The organism is Prevotella aff. ruminicola Tc2-24 (assembly GCF_900110895.1).
Lineage (GTDB): Bacteria > Bacteroidota > Bacteroidia > Bacteroidales > Bacteroidaceae > Prevotella.
Genome location: NZ_FOIQ01000006.1, coordinates 192310 through 211284 on the forward strand (window position 1 = coordinate 192310; position 18975 = coordinate 211284).

Here is an 18975-nt window from a genome sequence, read left to right on the forward strand (position 1 = left end):
AAAATAAACCGTGTTACAATTAGCAATTGTTTGCAAAAAAGAACACGAAAAAAGATGCCGCGTCCTCTCGACGCGGCATCTCCAAAATACCAAAACAATGTGTCTAATCAGAATACTATTTCTGAATAGTATGTTTTATTCTGCAGACTCCTCGGTTTCTTCGTTCAGGTATTCCCAACCAAGAACTTCCTTCATACCATTGGCCAGACGGCAGTCGCGCGGGAACGGCAGATACATATACTTATCTGAGAAGTCATAATAGTCGGCCTCGGTATACTTAGTATACAACTTGTGCTCGCTCTTACCTTCGGTAAAGAACTCGTCGTAAACAGTAGGTATACGCTTGTGGATGCCACCGTATCTCTTGTTGAAGATATCATCGAGGTTCACCTTGCCCTGCTTACCCCAGCGAACGAGGTCGGGGAAACGGCAGTTCTCGAACCACATCTCATACTGCTTCTCTTCCATGACATTCTCGAAAGTGAGCGAAGAACTGATCTTACCAGAACCAGAACGAGCCTGTACCTCGTTGAGAGCCTTCAGACCTTCGGCCTCATCGGCACCGATGCAAGCCTCTGCATAGAGCAGAAGAGCCTCTGCATAACGAGCGACATTGAAGTTCTTCGTGTTCGAAGCGCTGCTCATAATCTCTGGCTCGCTGTCTTTCGGATACTCCTTACCACCAGTCAGGATTCTTGGTGGAACTTTGTATGACATATGCTTCCACTCGAAATATGGACCATGACTGTAGAGACCTGTAGAAGCCTTGATACCACGGTTGGGATCAGTCTTCTTCTGAGCAAGTGTACCGTCGTTAAACTCTGAACCGCTCCACTCCATCTCGTAGAGCCACTCATCCTCGGTCAGGAAGCAGGCACGACGACGGGGAGAGTTACCGTCATGCTCGACGAACTTCTTGGCGAAATCCTCCTGAATAGCACCGCCATTCCAACCTGCAGCCGAACAAGCATCAGGCATAGAAGCCAGAGCATCGGTACGCCAGCAGAATACGTCGGCCACCATCCAACGGCTACGCCATACCTGATCCCAGAATGAAGCCGCATTGTCATAGATGAAGTTGGGCTCGAAGATCTTCTCACTGTTACCGTCGCCGGCTACATGGAAGTTAGTCCAATACTCATCGGTAGGAACGAGTTTGTAGTCACCAGACTTGATGAGGTCACCCAGATACTTGCGAGCGGTAGCGGGATCGTTGGCGAACATAGCAGCCTTACCGGCTACGAACTGCGCGAAACCAACGGACATACGAGCCGTGGCGTCCTTATCTTCAATACCATTACGCTTGGGCAGGAAACCGGAGCTGATGGCTTTCTCACACTCAGCAATAACCCATTCAAACACCTGTTCCTGACTCTCAGCCTGCTTAGGCAGTTCATCGGGCTGCAACAGATGGTCAAGGATTGCAGGACGGTTCCACAGGATGGCCATCATCATGTGGATGTATGCACGCATGACACGAGCCTCGGCCACACATCTTTCCGTGACTTTGCTGGTATATTTAGGCTCTGCACCATCACGGTTCTCTGTGGTGAAATTAGAGATCACAAGGTTAGCGCTGTAGATAGCAGTGACATAACGGTTGTAGCACTCCTTCAGGGTTCCGTTGGTCGGGTTGTATGTGAACTCATCGAATACACGGAATGCGATATGGTCGGCCTTGTTACCACCAGCCGCCAGGATATCGTCGGCCGCGTAGTTGATGATGACCTGCTCCGGGTTATCAATACCTTCAGAGCCTGCCACGTTCTGAACGAAGCTGGCGTACATATTGGCAAGGCACTCTTCTGCATCCGCATCGGAGGCATAGTAGTTCAGGGTACTGACTGTACCCTTCTGAGCAATATCAAGTTTGTCTTCGCAGGAGACCAAGCCCAGCGCGAACACGAACAATGTAGGGATTATTATCTTTTTCATTTTGTTTTGCATTAAATTAGAATGTCACATTTACACCCAGAATCATCTTCTTCATGGTTGGATATGAGCCCCAGTCGAGACCAACAGCAGAAGGAGCTATTGTCGTAGCTGATGTAGCCGTCTCTGGATCCAGACCAGGATAGCTGGTGATGGTGAAGAAGTCGTCGAGTGATACATACACACGGAGGTTATTGATCAACGCTTTCTTCGTAATCTTAGAAGGAATCGTATAACCTAACTGCAACTGCTTGATACGGAAGTAGTCGCCCTTGAACATATTACCGGTAGAAGACCAGAACTCCTTATCAGGACTGAGGATCTTCTCAGGATGCGGAAGAGAACCACCCGGATTCTCCGGTGTCCTGGCATTCTCAAGATAGTACTTCAGGCCGTTCTTGTAACCAGTGCGGTGGAGTACCGGAATAATCTTGTTACCACCCTGTCCATAACCATTAAGCATAAAGTCGAAGCCCTTCCAAGCCAGATTGATATTCAAGCCGTACAGGAATGACGGCGATGTCCGACCGATATCAGTCATATCATCGGTTCCGAGATTACCATCACCGCTCAGATCCTTGAATTTAGGAGCTCCGTCAGCGTCAACACCCTCATAAATATAACCATAGAAGTGCCAAACGGTGTGTCCTTCCTCGAAGACCGTCTGAATCTGGTAGTTGGTTGAGCTGGCATCTGATTTATATTCTGGGGTTGCACCTCCCATAGAGAGCACATCGTTGTGAACTGTTGTAAGGTTAGCATTAATAGAGTAACTGAAATCACCAATGCGGTCCTTCCAACCAAGTTCAAGCTCGAGACCTCTGTTCAGTACCTCACCGCGGTTAGCTGTCACTGATGTGAAGCCCAACTCAGAAGGAACATTCACGCTATGAAGCTGATCCCTGGTGCGTTTGTTATAGAAAACAGCAGCAAGAGACAGTCTGTTTCTCAGGAAACGGGCATCGACACCCAGGTCGGTCTGCTCAGACACCTCCCATTTCAGGTCGGGGTTCGCCAGTTTGTCGGGCTTAGATCCGTACGTGGTACCAACCTGATCGACATGATACTGGTACCAGCTGCCACCTTTCGAAATACCTGCGGTATAGGGGTAATTATTCAACACGTTGATATTACCATTACGTCCCCAAGAAGCACGGAGCTTCAAGAAAGAAACGACATCAGACGAGACATTATCCTTGAAGAACTTCTCATTGCTGATGGTCCAACCTACAGAGAATGAGGGGAAGTAACCCCAACGGTTATCGCCCTTCGGAAGCTTTGACGTATCAAAAGCATCGGCACGGAAATTGGCCTGGAAGAGGTAGCGGTTGTCGTAGTTATAAGTCAGACGACCATAGTAAGCCATATTGGTGTGTACGCTTGGCTTATTGTCGGTTTTCCGAGGAACATCATCTTTCGCATATCCAATATAGCGGAAGTTGGGCTCGTACGACGGAAGAATGTCTGAACCTGAAACACTGATAGACGAGTCGTCCTTGTGTCTCTCATAATAAGCCATACCGGCCATCAGAGTAAGGTTATGTTTGCCAATAGTCTTATTATAGTTGGCAAAGTTCTCCCACTGATAGTACCAACCAGTATTGGTGTTAGCAGCCATCGAATAGGTTGCCTGACTACCACGGTCACCCACATAGAAAGGAGCGCTATACGTATGCTGGTTGCTATAGTTGAGGCGATAACCGAAGCGTGATGTAATAGTCAATCCCTTAAGAGGCGTCAAGTTTGCAAAGAAGTTTCCATTGACGTTGAAACCACCATTGGTACCATCGGTCGCGTCACGCTTAGCAAAGGGGCTACCCTCCATATCGGAATACATGGTGTTAGCGAACCATCCATGACTGTCACGGAAAAGCTTTTGATTAGAAGTTCCATTCTCATAAGCCTCCAACTGTGTCCTGAATTTATCAGGCATCTGAGAAATCTCTGTCCAATAGACAGGAGTCAGAGGATCCATCTGGATCATCTGCTCGAACGAAGAACCATACGAACGCTGCGACACGCTCTTGGTGTCCCACTTCTCGATGCTCGTGTTTGTACCTACCTGCAACCACTTATAAACATTGTAATCGGCGTTGATCTGGGCAGAAGCACGCTTATAAACGTCTTTGTCACCCCTTACAACACCATTCTGATGTACAAAATTAAGGGCAGTAAAGAAATGTCCTTTCGTATTACCACCAGAGACGCTCACCGTATGTTGCGTGCTCCATGTGGGCTCGATATAAGCGTCGATCCAGTCCTGATCGATGACACCGCCAGCGTAATCTGGATGACTGTAGTCATTGTCCTTAAGTCTTGCACTGACATCTTCAGCACCATACTCATAGGTCATGTACTTCAGGAAGTCGTCGCGTCCCATCAAAGGACGTCTGGTGTAGTTCTGCAAAGTAGCACGAGCTGTGTAGTTGACAGACACCTTGCCCTCTTCACCCTTCTTGGTGGTAACGAGAACGACACCATTACCTGCCTCGGCTCCATAGATAGCTGCAGAAGCACCATCTTTCAGGACTTCGATAGACTCGATCACCTGAGGATCCAGATACTGGATGCTGGTCACCTTAAGTCCGTCAACGATATACAATGGGCTAAGGTCTCCTGAATTAGACGATATACCACGGATGCGGATATCGGCGCCACTTCCAGGAGAACCGTTTGTGATAACGTTCACACCAGCAACCTTACCCTGAAGGGCTGCGGCAGCATCGTTGGTCGACAGGTTCTTCAGATCTTCGCCCTTCACAGAGCCTACAGAACCGGTCAAGTCGCTCTTTCTCTGAACACCGTAACCGATAACCACGATGTCGTTCAATGTCTGAGCATCTACTTTAAGTGTTACTGTAATGTTGTTACGACCTGCCAACTTCACAGTCTCAGTGGTGTAACCGATGTAAGAGACGACCAATGTGGCGTTCTTGTCAGCCTGAACGCTGAATTTACCATCAAGGTCTGTGATACCGCCAACCTTGGTTCCCTGTACTCTCACACTAGCACCAATAATCGGCTCACCTGTTTCATCATTCACCGTTCCCTTAATGACGCTCTGAGCCATAGCTCCCAGAGGGAACAAACAGAGCAGGAACAGAAACACTAACGGCTTTTGTAGTGATTTAAATTTCCACATAATAGTTAATTAGATAATTGATTGTTGTTAATAAGATAATACTATCTCTCGTTTTATTCGTTTCAGGTTGCTTGCAAAGGTAACCCTATTTATTTAACTTTCATTTGTAAAGTGTTGCATGTTTTTTACATCTGGTAACATGAACTTTTTCCCCTTTTTTTTCACGACGACGGCCCATTTTTTGGGGATAAGTCTTGAAAACAGAGAATATTTAAACCTATTTACACTCTTGGCAGACTATCACATACTAAAACAAGCCAATTAACATTAAAGTCTATTTCACCCATGAAATGTCATGTAACAAATCCCATCAAAAGAAACAAGCAAAAAGACCATTTTACACCTTATTTATTATATAATATAAGAAATGCCTTGTCGCGCACTACGTCCGAGAAGGGATTATTATCCGCATATGTAGCAGAAACTTTGTCTGGTGTAACATTTTGCCCCTTAACACGACATCTGCAAAGTCCGCGTTACAAATCACAAAGTCACAGTGTTAATTTTATAATATATTTGCATTCGCTTAGCGGGCACCGTGACGGGTTTGACGCAAGAGAAGATATTTCCAATCTACATTATCATAACAATTACCTAACTAATTAATTAATTATGTGGAATTTTAAATCACTAGAATGCAGGGCTCCGACAATGGTGCCATCACCGATCTCAACGGAAATTCACTATTCTGGCCGTTTATAGCGCCGAACTGGACATCCGCCGAGTAGGCAATATATTACCAGGAAGCAATTGCTTCCGCTCAAAACCTATTTGTATTCATTACAAACCAATTTAACATATTGAAAATACTTAAGTATGAATCGAAAATTTAGAAAGACAGCGCTGCTGATGAGTGCCATGGCTATGTTTGGTCTTGGTTACTCTTCGAATGCCTACGCCGCAGGAGCTCCTCAGGAGATTCAGCAGGCAACGAAGAAGATTACAGGTACTGTAGTCGACGCTCAGGGCCCCGTTATCGGAGCTAGCGTAGTTGAAAAAGGTAAGACCGGAAACGGTGTGATTACCGATTTCGACGGAAACTTTACTCTCAGTGTAACGCCTGGCGCTACGATCGTCATTTCGTACGTCGGTTACGAGACTCAGGAGATCAAAGTTGGCAATCAGGACAACTTCCAGATCACACTGAAGGACGACAACGCTCTGCTTGACGAAGTGGTTGTCGTAGGTTACGGTACAATGAAGAAAAAATTGGTGACTGGTGCTACCGTTCAGGTCAAAGGTGAAGACATCGCCAAACTGAACACCACCAACGCACTCGAGGCTATGCAGTCAAGCACGCCTGGTGTGCAGATCACCCAGTCATCTACACAGCCTGGTAAGGGCTACAAGGTTTACATCCGTGGTATCGGTACCAATGGTGATTCAAAACCTCTTTACGTGATTGATGGTGTCGCAGGAGGTAACCTTGACGGCATTAACCCGAACGACATCGAGAGCATCGACGTCCTGAAGGATGCTGCATCGGCTGCCATCTACGGTTCTCGTGCTGCCAACGGCGTTATCCTCGTGACAACCAAGCAGGGTAAGGCAGGCAAGGTGGAGCTCACCTACAATGGTGCTATGGGTTGGTCTAATGTTTACAAGCGCCCACAGCTTCTCAATGCTCAGCAGTACATGACCATCTATGACGAGTACAACTTCAATGTGTCAGGTGCCAAACTTAATTGGGCAGATTATGTGCCACAGGCAATTCTCGACAAGGTTAAAGGCGGTTGGGAAGGCACCGACTGGTGGGATGTATTCACCAACAAGAATGCCATTCAGCAGAATCATTCTGTAACTTTGACCGGTGGTACAGATCGTTCTAAGTTCGCTATGTCTTACACCTATACTGGTAATGACGGTATCATGGGTGCCGACAAAGCCTCTTACTACAACCGCCACACCATCCGTATCAATAGCGACCACGTGCTTCTGAAGGCCAAGGATTTTGATGCCATCACCATTGGTGAGAACATCTCTATCGGCTACACCAAGGATCATTCCTTGGCAGAAGATGGCATGTATTGGAGCTATATCCACAGCCTGCTTCAGACTTCTCCACTTATGCCGCAGTTTGCTGACAACGGTGACATCTATGCTTATCAGAACCCTGACGGCACCCCCTCTTATGGCCAAGGTTGGAATCCTTCTATGTTCAACAACCCCTGGGAGAACCTCTCTAAGGGTGGATTCAACTCTATGTCAGAGAGCCGTAACCTCAATGCCAGCGCCACAGCTTTCATCACCATTCAGCCTATCAAGGGTCTGAGATTCCGTTCTCAGTTCAACTACAACTGGGGAGCTGGCGCATACCGTGGCTTTGGTATACCACGCGCTCCGGCAGAGGGTTCTGCTATCGTTAACACTTATAATGTCAACCAGAGCAGTTGGATGAACAGCCATTTCTCCATTGAAAACACTCTGACTTACGATCTCCCCATTCTGAATGGACATAAGATCAGCGTGATGGCAGGTCAGAGTTTCGAGAGCACTGCTTGGAGTAACAGGATTGAGGGATCTAATCAGGTGGAATACGGCAAGCAGCTCGCAACACTGAGAGGTTGGGATTCTGCATGGCTGAGCAACATCAAACTTGACAGTGGTGCTCCTACTTCTTCTCTGATTGGCAAACCTGATGATGAAGAGTATCTCGCTTCTTGGTTCGGACGTGCTACTTGGGACTACAACGAGACCTATATGGCCACCGCGACCTTGCGTTATGATGGCTCAAGTATCTTTAATGATGGTAAGCGCTGGGGTATCTTCCCGTCTGTATCTGCAGGTTGGGTAATTTCCAATGAGAAATTCATGGAGGGTACCAAGAGCTGGATAGACTTCTTGAAAATCCGCGCATCTTGGGGTCAGAATGGTAACAACCGCGTCGGCAAGTACATGCATCTTGCAACAATTGCCTTGTCTGGCAAAGCAAACGATAGTGGTTACAAATTCGCTAATGACATGGCTTCTTCTGTTGCCGGCACACCAAATGTCGGTGCTTATGCAAACATCTCCCCCAATCCTAACCTCACTTGGGAGACTTCTGAGCAGCTCGACTTCGGTTTCGATGCCCGCTTCCTCAACAACCGTCTGGGTGTAAACTTCGACTGGTATAAGAAGTCGACAAAGGACTGGCTTGTCACACCTACTGGAAAGTACGTCTTAGGAACTCCTCCTGCAGCCATCAATGGTGGTCAAATTGAGAATACTGGTGTTGAGCTCGCACTCTCTTGGAATGACAGGCTCGGCAAAGATTTCAGCTATAATGTCGGTGTAAACCTTGCATACAACAAGAACGAGGTAACCAAGATCAATAATAATGTCGGATATTTCAATGGTCCTGCCAATGTGCTCTCTCAGGGAACAGAGTTCATCTCCCGTGTGGAGGAAGGTCACCCCATGGGTTACTTCTACGGTATGTCATACAGCGGTATCTGGCAGAATCAAGAGCAGATTAATGCCGCTAACGCAGAGTCACTTCAGCGTCATCCAGGACTTGACAAACCGACATGGGATGGTGCACAGCCTGGTGACTGCATCTGGGACGACTGGAATGGTGATGGCAAGATTACCTATGCAGAAGGTGACATTTGTGACCGTCATGAGATTGGTGATCCTAACCCAAATTTCCTTCTTGGTGTCAACCTCGGTCTGAGCTACAAGGGCTTTGATTTCGCTGTAAACGGTGCCGGTGCATTTGGCATGCAGATCATGCGTTCTTACCGTTCATACGGTGATGACCCCGACCAGAACTACGATACAACCATCCTGAATCGTTGGCATGGTGAGGGCACATCAAACTTCCTGCCGCGTATTTCTGGTAATGGTCACTCGAACACTATCTGGAACTCTATCCGTTACATGGAGGATGCCGACTACTTCAAGATCAAGACTGTAACATTCGGTTATGACTTCAAGAACATCTGGAAGTCTTGTCCGTTCCAGCAGCTCCGATTCTACGTCCAGGCTCAGAACCTCTACACATTCACCGGTTACACCGGTCTCGACCCAGAAGTAGGTTCATCTGGTAATGCGGCTTATGTATCAGACTGGGCATCTGGTATTGACCTCGGTCTATACCCACCAGCTCGTACTTTCTTGGTTGGTGCAAGTATTAAATTCTAATTCGACAACAAGTTATGAAGAAATATATTATATCATCGTTAGCTGTTTTGTCAGCAACTGTGTTTACATCTTGTAACGACATGCTGGACACAGATCCACGTGTGACAGAGATGACTCAGGCAACCTTCCCTGGTAAGCCTGCAGATGTTGAGGCCTTGAATGCAGCGACCTATAGCATTATGAATGTAATGGGTGGCGGCGACTCTGATAACCAGAATCCTTTCTTCTGGTGGGAGGTAATGTCAGACAACTGCTTCGGTAGCGGTGGTCTGCAGGACAACAAGGTAAAGTCGCTCCATCATCTTGTAGAGATGAGCGTCGATCAGTATGAAGAGCCTTTCAAACTTCTTTATGGTGGTATTCAACGTGCCAACAACACAATTGAGACCATTGACAACGTGCCCTGGAAAGAGAATGAGAAGACTCGACGTAATCAACTTCTCGGCGAAGCATACTTCATGCGCGGTCTCTATAACCTCTGGCTCACCCAGTTGTTTGGTGATGTCCCCCTGATTACCTCTACTACTGTTACTGAGGAGATGGAGCAAGAGGTAAGTGCCGAGGAGGTCATCTACCCACAGATTCTTTCAGACATGGTTTCTGGTATGAACTTGATGAGCACAGAGAAGAGTTCTGGTCATGCCAACAAATTCGTGGCCGAGTCTTTCATTGCTCGTGCCTATATGTTCTGGGCAGGTTTCTATAAGAATGTCAGCGAACTGGCTTCTGGCTCTGCTCCTGCTATCAGTCTTGTAGAACAGGAGGGTTGCACCGCAGCTTCTCTTTCTCAGGCCGACGTTGTCAACTACCTGAAGGACGTTGTTGCCAATGGTGGTTACAAGCTCTGTGAGGACTTCCGTTCACTCTGGCAGTACTCTAACAGTCTGCTCTGGGATGAGGCTCAGGACGGTGAAGGCCATGCTTATGCGTTCATCAAGGATATGAAGCGTGAGAACTGCTTCGATATGCCTGGTATGGGTAACGGCAACACCGAGGAAATCTTCCAGATCCAGTTTATGAATGCCTCTAGCTGGGATATCGGTGGTGCATATAACGCTCAGCGTATGTATTCAAACTACATCTCAGTATTCTGGGGACTGCGCAATGGTGCCAGCAACCAGAATGGTGACCGTAATCTGACTTATCCATTCAACCAAGGTTGGGGCCAGGGTACTCCTTCATGTAATATCTGGGACGACTGGACTGCAGCTGAGAAAGCTGGCAATTACGAGGATCTCCGCAAGAAGGCATCTCTGATTGACTTGGATAATGAACTTGTAGGATACACCTATGAGAAGGATGACTGTGAGGAGTCTGGCTATTCTGTTAAGAAGTATGCCGAGGTCAATCTTGACGCTTGCGAAGCAAACAACGATACATGGTGGTCCAAGTGTCCAGGTTATAACAGCAGTTCACTCGCCAACAAGATGCAGGGTGACCACTTCGAGGACTTCTACCTGATGCGCTATTCTGACGTTCTTCTGATGCTGACCGAGCTCACTGGTGATGCTCAATATATGAACCAGGTTCAGAAGCGCGCCGGTGTACCTGAGACAGCTTACTCACTGAAGGCTGTTCAGGACGAGCGTCGTTGGGAATTCGCTTTCGAGGGTATCCGCTTCAACGATATGCGTCGTTGGACTGGTAACAATCCTACCGAGAGTTCATACGCTCCTAAGGCTCTGCAGGCTCAGAAGGGTAAGCAGATTGTCTGCCTTGGGCAGAAGGGTAACAAGCGCACCATGGAGCACATGACCTGCTCTTGGGCAGAGCGTTACATTGCGACCAACGGTTTCGTTGCAAAGCCTCAGAAGCAGATTAACCTCATGGATGGTAAGCTTACTCAGAATCCTGGTTGGGATGCTTCTGATCCTAAGACTCAATATAAAGTACTTTATTAATGTTTTAAATAAGTAATCAATATGAAAAAGATATTTATGCTTTTTGCCGCAGTATGTGCGCTTGTAGCCTGCGATCCTGTCCAGGAAGATATCAGCAATGGCGGTCACATCACTGTTGACGAGCTTCTGGCAAAGACCAGTGTCACTGTTGACAAGGCTGCCAGTGGCAAGAACGGCAATGTAATTTCTTGCTGGACCTCAGCGCCAGTCAATGCAAAGTGGAATATTGGTGGAAAAGATTATACCAGTAACTTTGCTTCTAAGAAGATGAAGCTTGGTTCATATACCGTCAAGCTTTTTGCTCTTTGTCCTGATGGCACCGAGCTTACAGCTGATTTCCCTGTAACATGTGATGAGATCACTGATCCGCTCCAGAAGTTCTACATCTATGGTGATCCTGCCAATGAAGAGCAGAAGCCATTCAGCCCTGGTTCTTGGGATGCATCTGCTATGCGTTTCAGTGATAGCGAGGGTCAGCATTTCCCATATCTTTCTGATGATGTGTATTGGGGCTTCAAGACACTTATCATGGATGTCTCAGATGCTAGTGACGATTGTACAATGAAGATTATGAATGGTTGGTGGAGTGCTTTCTATTATGACACCAACGATCACCCGATGCCAGTTCCCAATGGTTTGCTGGAGATTCCTCTCACCGAAGAGATTGCAAAGCATTGTGCTAAGGGTAACGGTGGCGAAGCTAGAGACCTTCAGTTCATGATCGTTTCTGGTTCATGTACCATCAATTCAGTTTACTATGAGGAATAATCATTCCTAAGTGGTATAATTAATAATAGGCTGACTCATTTAATTGAGTCAGCCTTTTATAGCAAAAAAGATGATGAAAAAAAACAATGTATCTAGTGCCATCCTCTATGTAAGTCTATTGGCTTTCATTTCATTTGTTGTATATATATTATACATCAATCAAGAGGTATTCTATACGGTACACGACCGTTCCGAATTCCTTTTCGGCACCCCTTTCTTCCACACGCTCATGCAAAAGCCCTTTGGACTGATACAGTATGTGGGAGCATGGTTTACACAACTATTCTGCCATCCTGCCTTGGGTGCTGGTGTGCTAGTTGCTATTTGGACGCTCATTTTCTATGTGGGAGCCAAGGCTTTCCGGTTACAGGGAAGCGCCTCCGCGCTGATGCTCTTGCCTGTAGCCTGTCTGCTCACGTCAATTGTCGATTTAGGCTATTGGATTTATATCCTCCCTATCAGGGGCTATTGGTTCTCACAGTCGATAGGTTATCTGATCATGTTGCTGTTCTTGTGGGCAGCACGCAGTACCCCACGTAAATGGCATATTGTCTGGTATCTGCTAGCTTTCTGCATCTATCCTGTGCTTGGATGGTTTGCCCTGCTATTCATACTATGTTTAGCGCTTAGCGAAAAACCCACCTGGCGTGAGTTGGTTGGCATCGTATTACTTGTCTTTACCGCCAGCATTTGGCACACACAGTTCTATTCCAATCTCAAGTTCGACAATGTCATGCTGGCAGGCATGCCTCGCTTCGTAACGCCACTCGACAGTAGCGCGCGACTCTCAATCCCATTCTGGGCACTTGGCGCTATCTCTATACTTATACCGCTGTGTGGCCGCCTCTTGGCTAAGAAGCTCACGCCTGTGTTGTGTGCTGTTGCTGGCATCATCTTTACTTCGTCACTCATGTTCCATGATCGGAACTATATTGATGAAATGCGCATGGTGCGCTATGCTTCCGGTGACAACTGGAAGGAGGTTCTTCGCATGGCAGAAGAGACCAAGAAGCCAACCCGCACGATGGTCTTTCTCAAGAATATTGCCCTGATGAACGAGGGCGGCTTACTCGACCGTTCATTCAAATTAGGCAATGATGGTGAGAATATCACCAACCCTGATTCGCTCCACGTCAGCCTTCTGGACATCGCCTCGCCTCTAGTCTATTACAACTACGGCATGATGAATGAAGCCATCCGTCTGAGTTTTGAAAATGCCATACAGGCAGGCTTTTCACCTTTCTACCTGAAAATGCTCTCCCGATGTGCTCTGGCCACCGGAGATCAGAAACTAGTAGAACGTTATACTACCCTATTGCATCATCACCCGTTTTACAGCAACTGGCAACCAGTTCCGGTCACTGAAAAGATAAAGGAACTGCAAAAATGCTATCCTGATGAACTTACTGGTGTTGAGAACAGCGATAGCTATATTGTCAATGGTATCAGTCTATGGTACGAATCCGATAGTAAAGTGGCTTCAGAACAAGCATTACTCTATGCCATGTTACGCTGCGACTCTCGTCGCTTTTGGGCATCAATGCGCAACTATGTAAAGCTACACATGAATGAGAAATTCCCTTTACATGCACAAGAAGCTTATATCATGTATATGGACAAATCACCTGAAGAAAAACGCATGATACTTCCTGTAGAGCAATCTATATACGACCACTACAAACAGTTCTGGGGATCCTTAGAAAAACTTGCAAAGCCTGGCATGAAATTTGAAGAGGCTGGAGAAATGATGCGCGAAGAATGGGGAGATACCTACTGGTGGTATAACATCTTCGGAAGAAAGATTTACTAATATGTTTATCTGGAATGGAAACGTAATTAAACCCAAGAAAATCATGAAAAGATATATTCACTCTTATCTTCAGTTTCTGGCTGTTGCTGTACTACTCTTATCATCGTGTGTGAATCACCCTGCAGTACCTTCCTCATCCAAAGAGGTCAAGTGCCAGCCAACCATATTCCCCGATTACTGCGATGTCACCGTGCCATGCAATATTGCGCCACTCAACTTCATGCTCCCGGCTGGCGAGTACGAAGCATGTATCGCACGTCTTACTACTCCCGATGGCCAGCAACAGACCTATGGCAGTGGCGTGAAGGTACAGATTCCCGAGTCGGAATGGCACGATATGCTTCAAGCCTCAAAGGGTAAGAGCATAAAAGTAGAGGTTTGGGGACAGAAAAAGGACGAATGGCTATCGTTCAGTCCGTTCGAAATTCATGTCGCCAAAGACCCCATCGACGATTATTTATCGTATCGCCTCATCGAGCCATCGTATGTCGCTTGGAGTTTCATGGAGATAGCCCAGCGCAACCTTACTTCATTCGAAGAGACACAGATCTTCAATAACGAGATTACGTGCAATGATAAGGAGAAAGGCCAGTGCATCAATTGCCACAGCTATCAAAACTACAAGACCGACAACATGCTCTTCCATGTGCGTCTCTCCAATAGTGGCACTGTGATTGTAAACGATGGTAAGATCTCAAAAGTAGATCTGAAGCGCGACTACACCATCTCTTCGGGTGTCTATCCGGCTTGGCACCCTACGGCCAAGTTGATAGCCTTTTCGACCAACCAGACTCGGCAAGGATTCCATACGTTAAACCCCAATAAGATTGAAGTTTACGATCTCGCCAGCGACATGATTCTTTACGATGTGGAGACCGACTCTGTGAGCATTGTCAGCAACGACCCCGACCTTTTGGAAGTGTATCCAACATGGTCGCCAGACGGCAAATATCTCTATTACTGCAAGTCTGTTCCGCTTCCTGAGGAGTTACGCGACAAAGATATCAGATCCACCTACCCGAAGATACAATACAACCTCTATCGCCGTGCGTTCGATCTGACATCGCACGAGTTTGGCGATGAGGAACTCGTCTACGACGCCGCCTCCGCTGACAAGAGTGTTACCTTGCCACGCATCAGTCCCGACGGTCGCTATCTGCTGTTTGCCTTGGGCCAGTATGGCTGTTTCCATAGCAGGCACCATGATGCCGACATTGTCTGTATCCCGATGGATCAGTATGCTGGCATTGCCCTCACCAGAGAGACCTCGACGGCTATCGATCTTTCGAAGCTAAACAGCGACGGCTATTCTGACAGTTACCCCTCATGGTCGAGCAACGGGCATTGGATCATGTGTGCCAGTCGTCGTGACGATGACAACTACAGCCGTGTCTATTTTGCCTATTTCAACAACGGGAAAGTAGAGAAAGCCTTCCTTTTGCCTCAGGAAGACCCAGAACTGCATACCAGCCTTCTGAAGAGCTATAACCGTCCGGAGTTCATGGTTGAACCTGTTAAAATCAGTGTCAACGAGTTCAGTCGGGTATTTGATTAGTAGTATAAATGAAGCATCTCCTCTCCATATACACTCTCCTGTTCGGTGTGGCAGTCCTCCTTTTCTTCGGGCTGGTCTACCCACACCATCTGCATTATCAGGAGCAGTATCAGCTGTTTCTCTTTGACAGCACCTACATCTGGGAGATCGTCAGGCTGCCAGGTGGCATAGCCGATCTGCTGGGTCGCTTCTGCACACAGTTCTTCCTTTATGCCTGGGTGGGAGCGTTTATCATAGCTGTTCTGCTGTCACTGGTGCAGATCCTGACGCTCCACTTGGCCTATTCACGGACAAGCCCAGAGCTACAGGAAAGCATGCGCAACACGGGGATGACGGCTGAGCCGAACGGGGGGATACTTTATGGTTTGAGTTTTGTGCCGTCGTTCCTGCTCTGGCTCTTCCTGCTTGACGAGAATGCGTTGCTGGGGGGAGCTTGGGCTGTATTACTCACACTTCTTGCTTCTTGGGGCGTCGAAAAGTTAAATGGTAGGGTGCGACGCATCCTACTTCTTGCTGCCATTCCTGTACTCTATTGGATGGCGGGCCCTGTCTGCGTGATATTCTTCCTCCTGCAGGCCCCACACCCTAAGCGTTCCATAAGGTATTACGGAGTATTCATTCTGATGGCTTTCATGCTTGTCATGCTGTCAAACTATCTCCCAGTACCTGCCACTAAATTATGGTTCGGCATACATTACCATCGCTACCCGACAGAGATTCCTGTTCTACTATGGGCTGCCACCCTATCTGTTTTCTTCCTCATGCTTATTGTCCGTGCATTCCAACGGTGGGTCAACACTTCAAGCCACATGATAGTAACGCTTTGTTCCTTTTTACTGGTAGCTGTCAGTATGGGGTATCTCGTCTGGAGAAACAGCAATCTCAAAGCAGAAAAGGTGATGCAATATGACTTCATGGCCTGTCACCAGCAATGGAACCGCATCCTTGAGACCATCAACGACAAGAAACCTAACAACCAGATTGGCGTGACGGTACAGAATCTTGCCCTGGCGATGCATGGTATGCTCTTGGACCACATGTTCGAATATAACCAGAACAGCATCCATGGTCTTCTGCCCGATGTAAAGACAGATGCGACAAGTCCTATGCCAACTGCCGAGGCATTCTATCATCTGGGGATGATCAATGTCGCTCAGCGAACGGTGTTCGAGGCTCAAGAAGCTATTCTCGACTTCCAGAAAAGTGCCCGATGCTACAAGCGGTTGGCTCAAACCAATCTCATCAACGGGAACTACGAAGTGGCTCGCAAATATCTCATGGCTCTACAGAAAACCCTTTTCTATCGCGAATGGGCTAACGAGACTCTTTCGCTTTTGGGGAATGAGAAGGCGATAGCCAAACATCCCGAATACGGACGCCTACGTCAGTCGAACTACGAGGAGGATTTCTACTTCAGTGACCATGTTACCCCCGAGATGCTGGAGAGCCTCTATTCCAAGAACACAGATAATCGCATGGCCTATCAATATCTGTTGGCCTACTATCTGCTGACGGGTGATCTTGAAAACTATAATCACATCATTTCCCAACAGCGATGAAGAAGATTTCATATATATTTGATATTTCACATCGAACTCGCTCACGCTCGACAAAGTTCGAACCATGCCGACTTTGTTCTTGCCTATTCGCGTTTTTCTTCCTTCTTTTGTTCGCTGCATGCACAGAAACCGTCAGCGATGCAAAGCAGGAGGCAGAACAACCTCATATATATCCCGACTATATCGGTGTCACCATACCCGTGAATATCGCTCCTCTCTGCTTTAACATGGTAGATGAGACGGCATTGTGTATTGATGCCGTCATTGCAGACCACCACGGGCACTATCTGCATAGCCAAGGCGAAGAATCAGTAGACTTCGACCTTGACGACTGGCATACGCTACTCGGACAAAACCGTGGCGACTCGCTCAGCGTGACTGTTTCTGCCAAATATGCTGATGGCTGGCACACCTACCATCCTTTTTCCATTTACGTTAGCCCAGATAGCATCGACTATGGTATCTGCTACCGCTTGATTGAACCAGGCTATGAGGTATGGAGCAAGATGGGTATTTACGAACGCGACCTCTCCTCTTTCGATGAGCGACCGCTGATTGAAAACACCCAGTTCGAGGGCTGTGTCAACTGCCATAGCTTCAATCGCGGCAATCCCGCCGATATGAGCCTTCACGTCCGTGGTCCGCATGGTGCCACGCTGCTACGACAGGACAACGGTCCTATCACGGCCTACAACACCAAGACCGATCAGACGCTCGGTTTCTGTGTCTATCCCTACTGGCATCCCTCGGGTCGCTATATAGCATACTCGACCAATGCCACGAGTCAGTTATTCCATAGTGCCAACCACAACCGTATCGAGGTCTTTGATACCGCTTCTGACCTTCAAGTCTATGATGTCGACAAAAACGAGTTGTTGCTTTCACCCCTTCTCAAGCAAGATTCGGTCTATGAGACCTTCCCCGTATTCTCGTCCGACGGACGTTCACTCTTCTTCTGTGCGGCACAGGCGCTCCATGAGGGAAGTCATCAACTTGACTCGATTCACTATAATCTCTGTCGCATTGACTTCGACCCAACAACGGGCAAGTTTGGTAGTCGTATAGACACCATTGTCGATGCCAAGGCTCAGCGTAAGTCGGTATCCTTCCCTCGTCCCTCCTACGATGGACGTTTCCTTTGCTATACGCTCGCTGACTATGGACAGTTCAGCATCTGGCACCATGAGGCTGATCTCTGTCTACTCGATCTCTCCACAGGACAGAGTCGCCCCATGGCCGAGGCAAACTCTGAAGATACAGAATCATTTCATAACTGGAGTACAAATTCTCGCTGGATCGTATTTAGTTCCCGCCGCGACGACGGACTCTTTACACGCCTCTATTTCTGTCACGTTGATGCCAAAGGGATTATCAGTAAGGCATTCATGCTACCACAGCGAAATCCGCGTCGCTTTTATCGCGAACGCTTCCTGTCCTTCAACGTGCCCGACTTCATCATTAGTCCAACTCGGTTCGATAGTCACAAGGCCAGTCGGATCATCAACGACAAATCACGAAAGGATTTTGGTGTGCGCCAAGTACCCATGTAATCGACCTCTCCCTGTGCTTACCAAGGAGAGCAGAAGAATAAAGTATAAGACTATTTAAGTTAGTTTTTTATAGTAATTAGTAATTAGACACATTGTTTTGGTATTTTGAAGGTGCTGCGTCGTGACGACGCGGCATCTTCTGTTTTTTATCCTATAGGACGAACTTGCAATACCGTTGCACATTCTGCAATCATCTGCTATATTGCATGTTATACTCAAAAATGCACATAGCCACACAACCCCGCTTTTGCAACGTCATTTACTTGCTTCGCTTTATTAATTTCCCTAAATTTGCAGCGTACTTCAAGATATATATCAACTTGATTATATCCAGACCTAACTGGAAAACAGGAGCAGAAACCGAAAAGCTTTAGAGAGTAGGTAACATAAAACTATTTAATGACCGTCGCCGATTTATCGGCACGGTCATTTGAAAGAGGTCACATCCAACACATGTCTTCTCGATAGGTTCAAAAGGATGGGGTCATTTGGAATGACTAATAGACCATAAACGTTGAAACAACAACCAAACCTTAACCGCTAATGGTGTTGGTTATGCTATCATAACCAATGCCATTAGCTTTAATTAAATGAGATTATGGGAAAAGACGTGGCTTTCTTACCATCACAAAC

Annotated in this window: 9 protein-coding genes; 7 read left to right on the forward strand and 2 right to left on the reverse strand. The window is 47.2% G+C overall.

Annotated elements, in window-relative coordinates; genetic code table 11:
- Positions 1–135: 135 nt before the first annotated feature.
- Positions 136–1935, reverse strand: coding sequence for a RagB/SusD family nutrient uptake outer membrane protein (locus BMY63_RS11425; protein ID WP_177178438.1), 1800 nt, complete (start codon positions 1933–1935; stop codon positions 136–138).
- 16 nt (positions 1936–1951) lie between these two features.
- On the reverse strand, positions 1952–5074 hold the full coding sequence (locus tag BMY63_RS11430) for a SusC/RagA family TonB-linked outer membrane protein (protein WP_091900076.1): 3123 nt from the start codon (positions 5072–5074) through the stop codon (positions 1952–1954).
- Positions 5075–5890: 816 nt separating this feature from the next.
- Between BMY63_RS11430 and BMY63_RS11435 the strand changes: the two genes are divergently transcribed.
- The 7 genes from BMY63_RS11435 to BMY63_RS11465 all read left to right on the forward strand — a co-directional run bounded on the left by BMY63_RS11435 (position 5891) and on the right by BMY63_RS11465 (position 18342).
- Positions 5891–9199, forward strand: coding sequence for a SusC/RagA family TonB-linked outer membrane protein (locus BMY63_RS11435; RefSeq protein WP_091900077.1), 3309 nt, complete (start codon positions 5891–5893; stop codon positions 9197–9199).
- Between the two features lie 80 nt (positions 9200–9279).
- Positions 9280–11100, forward strand: coding sequence for a RagB/SusD family nutrient uptake outer membrane protein (locus tag BMY63_RS11440; RefSeq protein ID WP_218141894.1), 1821 nt, complete (start codon positions 9280–9282; stop codon positions 11098–11100).
- Between the two features lie 21 nt (positions 11101–11121).
- Positions 11122–11868, forward strand: coding sequence for a hypothetical protein (locus BMY63_RS11445; RefSeq protein ID WP_091916911.1), 747 nt, complete (start codon positions 11122–11124; stop codon positions 11866–11868).
- A 70-nt stretch (positions 11869–11938) separates the two neighbouring features.
- A complete protein-coding gene (locus tag BMY63_RS11450; RefSeq protein ID WP_091900080.1) occupies positions 11939–13678 on the forward strand; it encodes a DUF6057 family protein in 1740 nt (579 codons plus the stop codon).
- A gap of 43 nt (positions 13679–13721) precedes the next feature.
- A complete protein-coding gene (locus BMY63_RS11455; protein WP_177178439.1) occupies positions 13722–15233 on the forward strand; it encodes a TolB family protein in 1512 nt (503 codons plus the stop codon).
- Positions 15234–15241: 8 nt separating this feature from the next.
- Positions 15242–16792: a DUF6057 family protein gene (locus BMY63_RS11460; RefSeq protein ID WP_091916915.1), complete on the forward strand. Its 1551-nt coding sequence runs from the start codon at positions 15242–15244 to the stop codon at positions 16790–16792.
- Complete coding sequence (locus BMY63_RS11465; RefSeq protein WP_091916917.1) at positions 16789–18342, forward strand: TolB family protein; 1554 nt, start codon at positions 16789–16791, stop codon at positions 18340–18342. The genes BMY63_RS11460 and BMY63_RS11465 overlap by 4 nt, the downstream gene beginning before the upstream one ends.
- Positions 18343–18975: the final 633 nt, after the last annotated feature.

Excerpts from the sequence above, each read along its gene's own strand:
- BMY63_RS11425 (WP_177178438.1), bottom strand. The coding sequence starts at position 1,935 with ATGAAAAAGATAATAATCCCTACATTGTTCGTGTTCGCGCTGGGCTTG.
- BMY63_RS11430 (WP_091900076.1), bottom strand. The coding sequence starts at position 5,074 with ATGTGGAAATTTAAATCACTACAAAAGCCGTTAGTGTTTCTGTTCCTG.
- BMY63_RS11435 (WP_091900077.1), top strand. The coding sequence starts at position 5,891 with ATGAATCGAAAATTTAGAAAGACAGCGCTGCTGATGAGTGCCATGGCT.
- BMY63_RS11440 (WP_218141894.1), top strand. The coding sequence starts at position 9,280 with ATGCTGGACACAGATCCACGTGTGACAGAGATGACTCAGGCAACCTTC.
- BMY63_RS11445 (WP_091916911.1), top strand. The coding sequence starts at position 11,122 with ATGAAAAAGATATTTATGCTTTTTGCCGCAGTATGTGCGCTTGTAGCC.
- BMY63_RS11450 (WP_091900080.1), top strand. The coding sequence starts at position 11,939 with ATGATGAAAAAAAACAATGTATCTAGTGCCATCCTCTATGTAAGTCTA.
- BMY63_RS11455 (WP_177178439.1), top strand. The coding sequence starts at position 13,722 with ATGAAAAGATATATTCACTCTTATCTTCAGTTTCTGGCTGTTGCTGTA.
- BMY63_RS11460 (WP_091916915.1), top strand. The coding sequence starts at position 15,242 with ATGAAGCATCTCCTCTCCATATACACTCTCCTGTTCGGTGTGGCAGTC.
- BMY63_RS11465 (WP_091916917.1), top strand. The coding sequence starts at position 16,789 with ATGAAGAAGATTTCATATATATTTGATATTTCACATCGAACTCGCTCA.